This is a genomic window from Streptomyces coffeae (assembly GCF_016741875.1).
GTDB classification, from domain to species: domain Bacteria; phylum Actinomycetota; class Actinomycetes; order Streptomycetales; family Streptomycetaceae; genus Streptomyces; species Streptomyces coffeae.
In genome coordinates this window covers 81,369-95,074 of the sequence record NZ_JAERRF010000005.1, presented here as the reverse complement: position 1 = coordinate 95,074, position 13,706 = coordinate 81,369, and the positions used below count along the sequence as shown (strand labels likewise).

Genomic DNA, 13,706 nt, shown 5'->3' with positions numbered 1-13,706 from the left:
GTCGGGCGGGCGGCCGCCGCACCGCTACCGCTACGTGGCGGCCGCCGACGGGGCTACTGAAGCGCCGCCACCCGCTCGCGGTAACCCCGCACCGGCGCCGCGTCCCGGTACGGCTCGAGACGGCGCTCAAAGTCCCGTACGTAGTCCAGCGCCCGCATCGACCGCATCTCCGACGCCTGCTGCGCCGCCTCCGCGCCCAGCGCACACGCCTGCTCCAGCTCACCGAGACCCAGCCGCGCCGTCGCCAGTACCACCCGGCAAAACAGCCTGCTGCGCGCGTATCCGCTGCCGCGCAGCTGGAGCGAGCGCTCGGCGTGCTGGGCGGCGGCCCGGTACTGCTGGAGATCGCGGTGACAATGGCCGAACTCGTCGGCGAGCTGCGCATCGTCGAAGAACCGCGCCCAGTACGGCACATCGTCGCCCGGCCGCGCCGTTTCCAGCGCCCGTTCCGCCCGGGCCAGCGACGCGGTGCAGGCCCGCACCTCGCCGAGCACTCCGTGGCCGCGCGCCTCGACCGCGTGCAGCAGCGACTGGAGCACCGGCGGGGCGCCGCCGCCGACGCCCTGCTGGGCCACCCGGGCCAGTTGCACGGCCTCCCGGCCATGGCCCAGATAGACGGCCTGGCGGCTCATCGTGACCAGCACATAGCTGCCGTACGCCCGGTCCCCGGCCGCCTGCGCCAGCCGCAGCGCCTGGACGAAATAGCGCTGCGCCAGACCGTGGGCGGCGATGTCGTACGAGGTCCACCCGGCCAGCCGGGTCAGATCCGCGACCGCCCCGAACAGCCGCCGCCCCACCGCCTCGCTGTAGGTGCCGCGCAGCATCGGCTCGCCCTCGTGCTCGAGATAGCGCACCAGGGCCTGGCGGGCATGGCCGCCGCCGTAGGTCTGGTCCAGCGTCCGGAACAGCTCGCTGACCGAGCGCAGCGCCGCGATGTCCCCGGTGGTCACCCGGTGGCCCGGGCCGCGCTGGCAGCGGTCCGCCTGCCGCTGCCGGGGCACCGGGGCCCGGCCCACCGCGGGCGCGCGTCCGGCCCCGGCGGGCTGGCCGCCCGGTCGGCCGCCCTGGGCGGGCAGCCGTACGGCCGCCGCCGCGCCCGCGCCACCGGCTCCCGGGGCGCCCGCGCCGGGCGTCCCGGACGGTCCCGCGCCCACCGGGGGCTCACCGCGCGCCACCCGGTCGTCGGGCCGTCCGATCAGCCAGTCACGGCTGGGGACCACCAGACCCGCCGGGGTGAACGCGATCTTCCGTAACTCCGCATGGCTGCCGGAGTCCTTCCGCCACAGCCCGCTGACGATGTCCACCGCCTCCTGCGGGGTAGCGGCGAACTCCAGCCCCGCGTAGACCGGCGCACAGGCGTCCAGGCCCAGGTCCTGGGCCGTCAGCCGGCGCCCCAGACGCCGGGTGAACACCTCGGCGATCAGCGCCGGGGTGGTGCCGCGCGGCTGCTGTCCGCGCAGCCAGCGGGTCACCGACGTCTTGTCGTAGCGCAGGTCCAGGCCGTGCTCCAGACCGAGCTGGTCCACCCGCCGGGCCAGCCCCGCGTTGGAGAAGCCCGCCTCGGCAATGAGCGCCGCGAGCTGACGATTGGGAATGCGCTGCGGGGGTCGTTCCGTCATCAGCTTGCCGGTCTCCCTGATCGCCCTGTGGAACGGCGCGAATTTAACTGCCGCTCGAGGGCTGATCGCGGCCGTCGGGCGGCATTCATCCGATCGTGTGAGAACGAGCCCGATGGGGACGTACCGCTCCGCGGTCGTAGAGTGGCTGGGGCGCCGCCGCCAGGCTTCGCCACCCACGTGTACGAGGTGACTTGGTACGAGGTGACTCGTACGAGGTCCTTGAACGAGGTCCGAACAGGAGCGTGCCGTGACCGCATCGTCCCCGGGGGAGATCCCCGGCTCCTCGTCGCTGCGCTATGTCCGCCTGGGATTCGGCGCGGACGCGGTGGACTACGAGGAGGCGTGGCAGGAGCAGCGCCGGGTGCACGCCGCGCGCTTCGCGGACGAGATCCCCGACACCTGTCTGCTGCTGGAGCACCCGGCGGTCTACACCGCGGGGCGGCGCACGGCCGACAACGAGCGCCCGCTCGACGGCACCCCGGTGGTGGACGTGGACCGCGGCGGCAAGATCACCTGGCATGGCCCCGGCCAGCTGGTGGGCTATCCCATCCTGAAGCTGCCGCGTCCGGTGGATGTGATCGCGCATGTCCGGCGCCTGGAGGAGGCGCTCCTGCTGACCTGCGCGGAGTTCGGTGTGGAGACCAGCCGGGTGGAGGGCCGCAGCGGGGTGTGGGTGCTGGGCGATCCGCTCGAGGAGCGCCGGGCGCTCGGCGGGCTGAGCCTGGACTTCGACCCCCGGATCGACGACGAGGAGTTCGATCCGCGGATGAACGGCCCGGAGTACGCCCCGTCCAACGCCGGGCAGCGCCGTGAGGACCGCAAAATGGCCGCGATCGGGGTGCGGATCGCCAAGGGCGTGACCATGCATGGCTTCGCGCTGAACTGCAATCCGGACAACACCTGGTTCGACCGGATCGTGCCGTGCGGGATCCGGGACGCGGGCGTGACCTCGCTCTCGGAGGAGCTGGGCCGGGACGTCCCGGTCGCGGAGGTGCTCCCGGTGGTCGAGAAGCATCTGCGGGCCGTCCTGGAGACGTCGGTCCCGATGCCGCGGGCCGTCTAGGCCCCCCGCCGCACCGCGCCGGGGCCCGCACCGTCCCGGCGCTCACGGGGCCCCGGGGAATGCGGCCTGAGGCCCATGGGTTGCCCTGGACGTAAATCCGTACGAATGACGGGCGTACCCTGGTGACCGCCGACGATTCGAAAGCCGCGCCAGCAAACTCGCCAGCCGAGCCGCCAAGCAAAGAGGAGTGCCGGACGTGTCCGCAGTCGCACCCGACGGACGGAAGATGCTGCGTCTGGAGGTCCGGAACAGCCAGACCCCCATCGAGCGCAAGCCGGAGTGGATCAAGACCCGGGCGAAGATGGGTCCCGAGTACACCGAGCTGCACGGCCTGGTGAAGCGCGAGGGCCTGCACACGGTGTGCCAGGAGGCAGGCTGTCCGAACATCTTCGAGTGCTGGGAGGACCGCGAGGCGACGTTCCTCGTCGGTGGTGAACAGTGCACCCGGCGCTGTGACTTCTGCCTGATCGACACCGGCAAGCCGGAGCCTCTGGACCGCGACGAGCCGCGCCGGGTGGCCGAATCCGTACGCACCATGGAGCTGAAGTACGCCACGATCACCGGTGTCGCCCGTGACGACCTGGAGGACGGCGGCGCCTGGCTGTACGCGGAGACCGTCCGCCAGATCCACTCCCTGATGCCGGACACCGGTGTCGAGCTGCTGATCCCCGACTTCAACGCGGTTCCCGAGCAGCTCGCCGAGGTCTTCTCGTCCCGTCCCGAGGTGCTCGCGCACAACGTGGAGACGGTCCCGCGGATCTTCAAGCGGATCCGTCCCGGCTTCCGCTACGAGCGCTCGCTCGAGGTCATCACCAAGGCGCGCGAGGCTGGTCTGGTCACCAAGTCCAACCTGATCCTGGGCATGGGCGAGGAGCGCGAGGAGATCAGCCAGGCGCTCCAGGACCTCTACGACGCGGGCTGCGAACTCATCACGATCACGCAGTATCTGCGGCCGTCCGCCCGCCACCACCCGGTGGACCGCTGGGTCAAGCCGCAGGAGTTCGTCGAGCTCAAGGAGGAAGCGGAGGAGATCGGCTACGCCGGTGTCATGTCCGGCCCCCTCGTCCGCTCGTCGTACCGCGCGGGGCGCCTCTACCAGCAGGCGATCGAGAAGCGTAACGTCGCAGTGGCCTCACAGGCCGTTTGAACCACACAGCACGCACACGGCTCACCCAACAACCCCCTGTGTGAGCAGCAACACGCTGTGTGAGTACCGGCACACCCACGCACCACCGGCCCGCGCCCTTCCGCAGGTCAGGGGACGGGTACGGGCCGTATCCAGGCTTCATCGGTGTTTGACCGCCTGGTCACGCACTGGTAACACCATTGGGTAACGATTGAGCCACGCACTGCTTATCAGTAGTGCATGCGTCGTGATCATCCGCTGCTTCGAGGGGATCCCATGCCGGCTGCGCCCGTACGCCCGTCCGTCACCGACGCACTGCTCGCTCTGGAGGGTCTGCTGCTGCGCGGCGGGCAACGCACCGCCCGCCGCAACGCCTGGACCGCGGTACTGGAAGACCGGCGCCGTGCCAAGGACCGGCACGAGGCCGAGCATGTACTGGAGGCCGTGTCCGCCGGGGCTTCTCAGGCCACGTAAACTTCGCTGTATGGCGAGGAAGGAAACATCCGAGAACCCCGGGCGGCTGAAGCAGATCGCCCTGACCTACAAGATGACCAAGCGGGTCGACTCGAAGGTCGGCCTTGTCGTCGCTGGCGTGGGGATCGTCACCTTCGGTGTCCTCCTCGCGATCGGCTTCTGGATCGGCCATCCGATCTTCCTGGGCATCCTGGGCTTCGTCCTGGCCTTCCTCGCGATGGCGATCGTTTTCGGCCGCCGGGCCGAGCGGGCGGCCTTCGGACAGATGGAGGGCCAGCCCGGCGCCGCGGCCGCGGTCCTGGAGAACGTGGGACGCGGCTGGTCGGTGACGCCCGCGGTGGCCATGAACCGTAGCCAGGACGTCGTCCACCGCGCCGTGGGCAAGGCGGGCATCGTGCTGGTCGGCGAGGGCAACCCGAACCGGCTCAAGGGCATGCTGGCGGCCGAGAAGAAGAAGATGGCGCGCGTCGTGGCGGATGTCCCGGTGCACGATGTGATCGTGGGCTCCGGCGAGGGCCAGGTGGAGATCAAGAAGCTCCGCACCACGCTGATGAAGCTGCCGCGGGTGCTGCCGGGCGGGCAGGTGACCGTGGTCAACGACCGGCTCCGGGCGCTGGGCGACCTGATGAGCAACATGCCGATCCCGAAGGGTCCGATGCCCAAGGGCATGCGAATGCCGAAGGGGCGCTGAGCACATGCCGCGTCACAGAGCGCGATGAACGTCGGTATACGAATGGCGGCCGGGATCCTGTCCCGGCCGCCATTCGTATGCGATCCGCTCGTATGCGATCCGCCGTTCCCGGGCGGCGCATTCCGCTGAATTGCCGTTCCGCCGGGGGTCCCGCTAGACCCGGATCTGCACGGAGCGGGAGAGCCGGTCGTGCAGTCCCCGGGTGTCCCGGTCCCAGACGACGGCGGGGATCACCAGGCCGAGCAGCACACTGCGCAGCACGGCCCGCGGCAGTGTGAGCCGCACCCCACCCTCACCGATGACCCGCAGCTTCAGCAGCAGCTTGCCGGGGGTGGCACCGACCGTGCCCACGGTCAGCACGCTCAGTACGAGGAAGACCACGAGCGCCCAGTTCCCGGCCGCCCGTGCGTCACCGCCGGACAGCAGCCCCCAGCCGACCAGCAGACACAGCCCCCAGTCGATGAAGAGCGCCCCGAAGCGGCGCCCGAGCGGCGCGATGGCGCCCGGTCCGCTCTCGGGCAGCCCCAGCCCCTGGCCCCGGTAGCCCATGTCGACGCCCAGGTCCTCGGCGGCCGCGCGGGGTCCGGAAAGCCACGATCCGATTGCTTGCCTCTTGTCCACCCGACCACGTTACTGCGACCGCATACGTTTCCCGGGAGCCGGGTGCCGCCCGCGTCCCGCAGGAGGCCCATGATCGCCTGTTGGGCCCCGTCATTTCGGCTCTCGGCCGGTTAACCTGGGTGAAACAAATGGGTCATGCCCGGGAAATCCCGTCTGCCTATGGTCGGGCTCAGCACACCACGCTTATGGACCGTCGGACCGTGCGACCGAACAAATCCCGTCCCCCCGGGCCGGGCTAGGAGGAGTTGGATGTTCCAGAACGCCGACGACGCTCGGAAGTTCATCTCGGACGAGGACGTGAAGTTCATCGACGTCCGTTTCTGTGACCTTCCCGGCGTCATGCAGCACTTCACCGTACCGGCGGAGGCGTTCGACCCGCACGAGGAGCTCGCCTTCGACGGCTCGTCGATCCGCGGTTTCCAGGCGATCCACGAGTCGGACATGGCGCTCCGTGCGGATCTGTCCACGGCGCGTGTCGACCCGTTCCGCCGGGACAAGACGCTCAACATCAACTTCTTCATCCACGACCCGATCACCGGCGAGCAGTACAGCCGTGACCCGCGGAACATCGCCAAGAAGGCCGAGGCCTACCTCGCCTCCACCGGTATCGCGGACACCGCGTTCTTCGGTCCCGAGGCCGAGTTCTACGTCTTCGACAGCGTGCGTTTCAACACCACCGCGAACGAGTCCTTCTACCACGTCGACTCCGAGGCGGGCGCCTGGAACACCGGCGCGCTGGAGGACAACCGCGGTTACAAGGTCCGCTACAAGGGCGGCTACTTCCCGGTCCCGCCGGTCGACCACTTCGCCGACCTGCGCGCCGAGATCAGCCTCGAGCTGGAGCGCGCGGGCCTGAAGGTCGAGCGCCAGCACCACGAGGTGGGCACCGCCGGCCAGGCCGAGATCAACTACAAGTTCAACACGCTGCTGGCCGCGGCCGACGACCTCCAGCTGTTCAAGTACATCGTCAAGAACGTGGCGTGGAAGAACGGCAAGACCGCGACCTTCATGCCGAAGCCGATCTTCGGTGACAACGGCTCCGGTATGCACGTCCACCAGTCGCTGTGGAGCAACGGCGAGCCCCTCTTCTACGACGAGCAGGGCTACGCGGGCCTCTCGGACACCGCCCGCTACTACATCGGCGGCATCCTCCGGCACGCCCCGTCGCTGCTGGCCTTCACCAACCCGACGGTGAACTCCTACCACCGCCTGGTCCCCGGCTTCGAGGCCCCGGTCAACCTGGTGTACTCGCAGCGCAACCGTTCCGCCGCGATGCGTATCCCGATCACCGGCTCGAACCCGAAGGCCAAGCGCGTCGAGTTCCGTGCCCCGGACTCCTCCGGCAACCCGTACCTGGCCTTCTCGGCCCTGCTGCTGGCCGGTCTGGACGGCATCAAGAACAAGATCGAGCCGGCCGAGCCGATCGACAAGGACCTCTACGAGCTGGCCCCCGAGGAGCACGCGGGCGTCCCGCAGGTGCCCACCTCCCTCCCGGCGGTGCTCGACTCCCTCGAGGCCGACCACGAGTTCCTGCTCCAGGGCGGGGTGTTCACCTCGGACCTGATCGAGACCTGGATCGACTACAAGCGGACGAACGAGATCGCCCCGCTCCAGCTGCGGCCGCACCCGCACGAGTTCGAGCTGTACTTCGACGTCTAAAGAGCGTCGCGGGTCACAGCGGGCTCTCGCGCTGACGACCAGCCACGATCCGTCGGCCGTGTGCTTCCCCTCGCCGGGAGGCCACGGCCGACGGCTTTGTCGTGTCCGGCCGCGGTTCCGCGCGGAACCGCCGACCGCTCCCCGCCCGTGATCAGTGGCGAGAGGAACAAGCCGAGGTCGGCGTGAGATCGTGCGCTGAGCAGAAGTGAGAGGGGGACTCACGACCAGGTCGCGGGGGCACGGTACGCGACCACGGCAGGGAATTGGGGAGAGTCACTTGCTGGACGAGATGGTGTTCCGGACCGAAGAGGTGGCCGCGGCGGACCGGTTCGACTCCTGGGTGGAACGGATGGGCCGCACCCATGCCCCCATGGAGCTGCGCAGTGACCACACCGAGGACTACCGGGCCTCCCAGCGCGTCCTGGGGCTCGGACCGGTTGTCGTGTGGCCGTCCGAGTTCCAGCCGGTGGTCTTCCGCCGCACACGGAAGCTGATCCGGCAGTCCGACCCCGAGATGTACCACCTCTCGCTCCTCCTGCACGGCACCGGGGCGGGGGTGTGGGGACACCACGAGACCGCTTACCGGCCACTCGACCTGCATGTCAACTCCTCCTCGTTGGACTACGAGCTCCACAGCACGGGGAACCCGGTCAGGACCGTGGGCGTGGAGATCCCCCAGGCGCTGGTGCCGCTGTCGCACGACAAGGTGCGCCGGATCATCGCGCGGCCCATGTCGGCGCGTGAGGGAGTCGGCGCGCTGCTGTCGGGGTTCCTCACCCAGCTGGCCGCCGACACGTCCGCGTACCGGCCCTCCGACGCGCCCCGGCTGGGCAGGGTCGCGAGCGACCTGGTCGCCTCGCTCTTCGCCCATGTGCTCGAGGACGAGAACGCGTTGCCTCCGGAGACCCATCAGCGGTCCCTCACCCTGCGCATCCAGGCGTTCATCCGCGCGCATCTGCACGACCCCGGACTCACGCCGGGGTCCATCGCCGCGGCCCACCACATCTCCGTCAGCTATCTGCACCGCCTCTTCCAGGACGAGGAAGACACCGTCGCCGACGGGATCCGCCGTCTGCGCCTGGAGGCGGCCCACCGTGACCTCACCGACCCGGCGCTCGGCACCACCCCCATCCACGCCATCGCCACCCGCTGGGGCTTCCCCCGCGCGTCCACCTTCAGCCGGGCCTACCGCGCTGCCTATGGCACCACCCCCAAGGACCACCGCTGCCGGGCGTTCACTGGCGGCGGCTTCGGCGGCCGGGGGCTCGGAAGCCGGGAGTGAACGGATTGCCAACACGACTGTGGACTCTGTGCTCACGACATCTCCCGGCGTGCGGGGCATCCTGATGGTCCATGCGTCGGGGGGAAGCGGCCTTCGTCAACGGGCCCCTTCGCCGCCGCGCATGGCGCCGCGGCGGCTCAGCCACCCCTGTGGTCCGCAGGCATCCCCGCCATCCCCTTGAGCGGACCTCCGGTTGGCCGCCGCGGCTTTCCGCGCCGGTTCCGGTCCGGCGGCGAGCCCTTCCTATCGGTGTGATCCGGATGGATTCAAAAGGGCCTGATCACGACAACTTCATCGACAGAAAAGGAAACGGGGACGTGGGATTCACAGGTAAACGCCGAATATCGATCATCGCGGCATGTGCGGGGGCGGCAGCGGTCGCGGGGGGCCTCCAGCTTTCGTCCAGCGCGTTCGGCACCGACGACAACGAACCGGGCGACAGGCACCGCCCCGTGGCGGCGGCGCCCCACTCGGAGGACTTCGGCGTCTCCGACACCGATGGGACGGCTTTCAAGGACGGCGTCATGCCGGTGAAGACGTCGGGCGTGCGCGGTATGGCCGCGGCCACCCCGCCGCACGGCGAGGGGTGGAAGCTCGCCGGTCCGCGGAAGTCGCTGTCCACCGGCTACACGATCAGGTTCTACGACCAGAAGTCGGTGGACTGGCTGGGCCGTTATGTGAAGGCGGCGGCCACGGACCTCCGGCGCATCACCAATCTGCCGATCAACGTGGACACCAAGCCGGTGGGCTGGGACCACGTCCGGCCCAAGGGCGAGGTGGTCATCGGTGTGCTGAAGCGCCCGTGCGTCCCGCCCAAGGACGGCGGACAGCACGGCTGGAAGGTCGTACGCGACGGGTCCGGCAGCAAGAATCTGAGCTGCGGCCTCATCGCCTCCTCCGTCCCCGACACGGTGACCAGCGGACACGCCTACATCGACAGCGAGTTCTTCACCTCGGCCGGAAAGCCCCTGCCCTCCAGGGGCGAGACGCGCATGCGCAACCACATCAGCCATGAACTCGGCCACACCATGGGTCTGACCCACGCCAACCGCAGCCCGGAGCGGGGCGACTGTGCCGTCGCCGGCGACTCCCAGGAAATGCCGGTCCTGTGCTCACCGGCCGGGGGGTACAGGGACAGCCGCGCGGGCACCTACGTCCAGCAGTTCGACGTCCAGGGCCTGCGCCGCCTCGCCAAGGGTGCCGGCGCGGCGGTGTCCCCGCAGGGCAAGGTGACCGGCCTCGGCGGCAAGTGTCTGGACGTCAAGGCGGGCAACCCGGCCAACGGTACGCAGATCCAGCTCTACAGGTGCAACGGCTCGGCGACCCAGTCGTGGATCCTGGACAGGGACGGCACGTTCCACGCCCTGGGCAAGTGCCTGGACAACGCGCACAACGCGACCGCCGACGGCAACAAGATCCAGCTCTCCGACTGCAACGGCGGTGCGTCGCAGCGCTGGTCGGTCAACGCCAAGGGCCAGATCGTGCACGTCGCCTCGGGCAAGGTCCTCGACGTGACCGGCGGCAGGACCACCGACGGCACCAAGATCCAGCTCCACTCGGCGAACTCGTACCAGCGCCAGGTCTGGGTCGCACCGAAGTAACCCACGCCGCACGCGCCCCCGCGGGTCCGGACAGGCAGGCCCTGTCCGGACCCGCGGCATTGCACAGCCCCCGCCGGCGGGCGACCGACGGCCTCTCCGCGGGTCGGGTGAGCCACCGGGCGAGGAGCACCGCGGCGCGACCATCAGCGGGCGCGGCGGAAATAAACGCCCCGATCGTGTGACTTCGCCCGGACGCCCCGCGTCCGGTGACGGCATCCGGCAGTCTGACCCCTGTCGCACCGGAAACACACCATCAGGGGGGATTTGTGGCAACGCGTACCACTGAGCAGCCCGGTGAGGAACAGAGCGGACAACCGAGGAACGAACAGCCCGGTGAGGAGCTGAGGTTCCGGCCCCCGTCACTGGTGGCGATGGAGAACAACCCGATCACCACCCGGTCGATGGTGCGCAGACTGCCGCAACTGGTGCGGAGATCACTGGCGTTGGCCTGGAAGGTGGACCGCAGGGCGGTGGTGGCGCTGCTGGTGTGCCAGGCGCTGTCGGGGTTCTTTGAAGCGTTCGGACTGCTGGCCACCACCGGCACCATCACCGCGCTGATCTCCTCCGGGCAGATCACCGAACGGCTGCGGGAGGCGCTGCCGTCGCTCGCGATACTGGCCGTGGCGGCCGGGCTGCGGGCGCTGCTGGGGATCGCGGTCAACAACATCTCCAGCAGGCTGTCCCCGCGGATCTCGCGGGAGGCCGAGACACAGATGCTGGACGCGGCGATCAACGCCGAGCTGGCGGCGTACGACAACCCCGGGTTCAACGACAAGTGGGACGCGGCGGACCGGGGCGCCGAGGTCGCACAGGATCTGATCACCGAGTCGCAGCAGCTCATGGCCTGCGTGGCATCGCTGATCGCCGCGGCGGGCGTGGTCACGGTGCTCCATCCGGCGCTGCTGCCACTGCTGTTGCTGGCGGCGCTGCCGCAGGGGATCGCCGGGATGAAGGCGGCCCGGGTCCAGTACGAGACCAGCCGGGCGATGAGCGCGGACCGCCGCACCCTGAGTCTGCTGCGCTGGTTCATGATCGACAAGGACATCGCCGATCAGCTCCGGTCCGGCACCATGGCCGACTTTCTGCTGGCGCGGTACCGGGCCATCGGGGCGCGGGTGGACACCGCGACCGACAAGGCCGTGCACCGGGGCGCGCGGTACGCACTGCTGGGGGCGGTGGCCGGAGGGCTCGCCTCCGGGCTGGTGTGGGTGTCGCTGGCGCTGCTGCTGGGCGCGGGGCAGATGTCGGTGGCCTCGGCGGGGACCGCCGTCTTCGCGCTGCGTACGGTGGCCACGTCGTTGCAGGGCATGGTCGGGTACGGGACCCGGCTGTTCCGTACCGGGCTGTATCTGGACGACTGGGCGGAGTTCATCGAGGAGGCGGGCGGCCACCGGATACGGCGCGGCAGCGGTGTCCCGGCGGTACCGCGGGTGATCCGGGCCGAGGGGCTGACCTACGCCTATCCGGAGTCCGACGCCCCGGCGCTGGACGATGTCACCCTCGAGGTACGGCGCGGTGAGGTCCTGGCACTGGTCGGGGAGAACGGTTCGGGCAAGACCACGCTCAGCAAGCTGCTCACCGGGCTCTATCTGCCCACCAAGGGCGCGGTGACCTGGGACGGCGCCAATGTGGGGGAGCTGGATCCGCAGGCGATGTGGCGGCATACGGCCGTGGTTCCGCAGGACTACGCCCACTGGCCGCTGAGCGCCCGGGACAACATCACGCTGGGCCAGCCGCACGGCGGGGACGAGGCGGTGCGGACGGCGGCGGCGCACTCCGGTGCCCATGAGGTGCTGGACGGGCTGCGCAGCGGACTGGACACCCTGCTGGCCCGGCAGTGGTGGGGCGGGGTGGAGCTGTCCGGTGGGCAGTGGCAGCGCATCGCGCTGGCCCGGGCGTTCCACCGGCCCGCCGGGCTGCTGGTGATGGACGAGCCGACCAGCGCCCTCGACGCCCGTGCCGAACACCGGATCTTCGCGGGGCTGCGGCGGATGGCGGAGGACCGGGCGGTGGTCCTGGTGACCCACCGGCTGGCGAATGTGGCCGTGGCCGACCGGATCGTGGTGCTCGACCACGGGCGGGTGATCCAGGAGGGAACGTTCAAGGAACTGACCCGATCGCCGGGGCTCTTCCGGGAGTTGTGGGAGCTCCAGAACGATCGCGGGGTCCCGGCGCAGCGTGGCGAGCTGTCCTGACGGGGGCTCCGAGGTGTGCTGAGGCCCGCCGCGCCGGGCTGGGCGCGCCGGTGACTCAGTGGGGGCGGACGGCCTCGGCGGCGCGGGCGCGGGAGGCGGCTATCTCCGCGTACGCGTCGTCGCGGCCCTCCCAGTGGGAACCCTCCACCGACTTGCCCGGCTCGAGGTCCTTGTAGACCTCGAAGAAATGGGTGATCTCCATCCGGTCGAATTCGGGCACGTCGTGGATGTCCTGGACATCGGTGTAGCGCGGATCGTGGGCGGGGACGCAGAGCACCTTCTCGTCCGGCCCCTTCTCGTCGCTCATCACATACATGCCGATGGCCCGGCAGAGGATGACACAGCCGGGGAAGGTGGGCTCGCCGACCGTGACCAGGGCGTCGAGCGGATCGCCGTCCCGGCCGAGGGTGTGATCGATATAGCCGTAGTCCGCCGGGTATTTCGTGGCGGTGAACAGCATCCGGTCCAACCGGATCCGGCCTGCCTCGTGGTCCATCTCGTACTTGTTGCGGGACCCTTCCGGGATCTCCACGACCACATCGAACTCGGCGGACTCCATCGCGACCTCCGGTCACCCGTGCGCTCCGGTGTGCTTCCAGTGTGCGCCGTGAGCGCCGGGCGGGCAGCTCGGGGGGCCTCAAACGCCGCGCGCGAGGGCCTCGACCTCGGCCTCGAAGAGCATCCCAGGGTCGAAGCCCATCCCGCTGAACTGGCCCTGCACATCGAGGCTGATCACACCGTGCAGCCGGGTCCAGGTGCGCAGGGCACGGCCCTTCAACTCGCCGCCGGAATCCGCCCCGTCGGCCCAGGGGCCGACGTCCTCGAGCCGGCGTGCGAGCTCCGCTTCGAGGGGGGACGCGGGCGCACCGGCGACCGTGTCGCCCAGGCCCGCGCAGGCGTCGAGGATCGTGCGCATCAGCGCACGGGCGATCTCGGTGGTCTCCGGCGGTGCCTGGTAACCGGGCACCGGGGTGCCATAGATGAGCAGATAGCGGTCGGGCTGCGCCGTGGCCCAGTCACGGATGGCGTGGGCCAGCGCGCGGAACCGGTCGTCGGGGGCGGCATCGGCGACGGCGGCGGCCGTGGACTCGGCCAGATCGCGGTAGGCGTCGGTGATCAGCTCGGTGAGCAGCTCGTCCCGGCCCGCGAAATAGCGGTAGAGCGCGGGGCCGGTCATGCCCATCGACTTCGCGATCGCGTTCACCGAGATGCCCGCCGTGCCCGCCTCGGCGAGCTGGGTCAGGGCCACGGCCTTGGCCTCCTCGCGGGTCTGCTTGCGGTAGCGCTCTCGCCGTGCTGTCGCCATGGACGCGCCTTTCACCGTTCGTACGGGCGGCTCGGAACCGGCCGCCGGGGCCGGTCCGGAACCGGCTCG

12 protein-coding genes are annotated in these 13,706 nt (G+C 70.2%); 8 read left to right on the top strand and 4 right to left on the bottom strand.

What is annotated here, in order from left to right:
* Positions 1 to 53: 53 nt before the first annotated feature.
* The gene (locus JK363_RS09685; RefSeq protein ID WP_201873925.1) at positions 54 to 1,619 is read right to left on the bottom strand and encodes an NsdA family TPR-like regulatory protein; all 1,566 of its coding nucleotides are present in this window, start codon (positions 1,617 to 1,619) and stop codon (positions 54 to 56) included.
* A 247-nt stretch (positions 1,620 to 1,866) separates the two neighbouring features.
* On the opposite strand from JK363_RS09685, the gene lipB reads away from it, so the two are divergent.
* From lipB to JK363_RS09665, 4 genes are all read left to right on the top strand, one after another.
* On the top strand, positions 1,867 to 2,682 hold the full coding sequence (gene lipB / locus JK363_RS09680; protein ID WP_201873923.1) for a lipoyl(octanoyl) transferase LipB: 816 nt from the start codon (positions 1,867 to 1,869) through the stop codon (positions 2,680 to 2,682).
* A 196-nt stretch (positions 2,683 to 2,878) separates the two neighbouring features.
* Positions 2,879 to 3,829, top strand: coding sequence for a lipoyl synthase (lipA, locus tag JK363_RS09675; RefSeq protein ID WP_201873921.1), 951 nt, complete (start codon positions 2,879 to 2,881; stop codon positions 3,827 to 3,829).
* 255 nt (positions 3,830 to 4,084) lie between these two features.
* A complete protein-coding gene (locus tag JK363_RS09670; protein ID WP_201873919.1) occupies positions 4,085 to 4,282 on the top strand; it encodes an SCO2195 family GlnR-regulated protein in 198 nt (65 codons plus the stop codon).
* Between the two features lie 10 nt (positions 4,283 to 4,292).
* Complete coding sequence (locus JK363_RS09665) at positions 4,293 to 4,973, top strand: DUF4191 domain-containing protein (protein WP_201873917.1); 681 nt, start codon at positions 4,293 to 4,295, stop codon at positions 4,971 to 4,973.
* 153 nt (positions 4,974 to 5,126) lie between these two features.
* Here the strand turns inward: JK363_RS09665 and JK363_RS09660 are convergent, their stop codons facing one another.
* Positions 5,127 to 5,594, bottom strand: coding sequence for an RDD family protein (locus tag JK363_RS09660; protein WP_201873915.1), 468 nt, complete (start codon positions 5,592 to 5,594; stop codon positions 5,127 to 5,129).
* Between the two features lie 249 nt (positions 5,595 to 5,843).
* Here JK363_RS09660 and glnA point away from each other — a divergent pair, with 249 nt between their 5' ends.
* From glnA to JK363_RS09640, 4 genes are all read left to right on the top strand, one after another.
* Positions 5,844 to 7,253: a type I glutamate--ammonia ligase gene (gene glnA / locus JK363_RS09655; protein ID WP_201873913.1), complete on the top strand. Its 1,410-nt coding sequence runs from the start codon at positions 5,844 to 5,846 to the stop codon at positions 7,251 to 7,253.
* Positions 7,254 to 7,530: 277 nt separating this feature from the next.
* On the top strand, positions 7,531 to 8,535 hold the full coding sequence (locus tag JK363_RS09650) for an AraC-like ligand-binding domain-containing protein (protein WP_201873906.1): 1,005 nt from the start codon (positions 7,531 to 7,533) through the stop codon (positions 8,533 to 8,535).
* Positions 8,536 to 8,852: 317 nt separating this feature from the next.
* A complete protein-coding gene (locus tag JK363_RS44140) occupies positions 8,853 to 10,136 on the top strand; it encodes a ricin-type beta-trefoil lectin domain protein (protein ID WP_307821664.1) in 1,284 nt (427 codons plus the stop codon).
* Between the two features lie 371 nt (positions 10,137 to 10,507).
* Entirely contained in the window at positions 10,508 to 12,331 is a 1,824-nt protein-coding gene (locus tag JK363_RS09640; RefSeq protein ID WP_236075669.1) for an ABC transporter ATP-binding protein, read from the top strand.
* Positions 12,332 to 12,386: 55 nt separating this feature from the next.
* On the opposite strand, the gene JK363_RS09635 is transcribed toward JK363_RS09640, so the two are convergent.
* Both JK363_RS09635 and JK363_RS09630 read right to left on the bottom strand, forming a co-directional pair.
* The gene (locus JK363_RS09635) at positions 12,387 to 12,890 is read right to left on the bottom strand and encodes an inorganic diphosphatase (RefSeq protein ID WP_201873901.1); all 504 of its coding nucleotides are present in this window, start codon (positions 12,888 to 12,890) and stop codon (positions 12,387 to 12,389) included.
* Positions 12,891 to 12,968: 78 nt separating this feature from the next.
* Complete coding sequence (locus JK363_RS09630) at positions 12,969 to 13,637, bottom strand: TetR/AcrR family transcriptional regulator (protein ID WP_201873899.1); 669 nt, start codon at positions 13,635 to 13,637, stop codon at positions 12,969 to 12,971.
* Between the last annotated feature and the right edge of the window lie 69 nt (positions 13,638 to 13,706).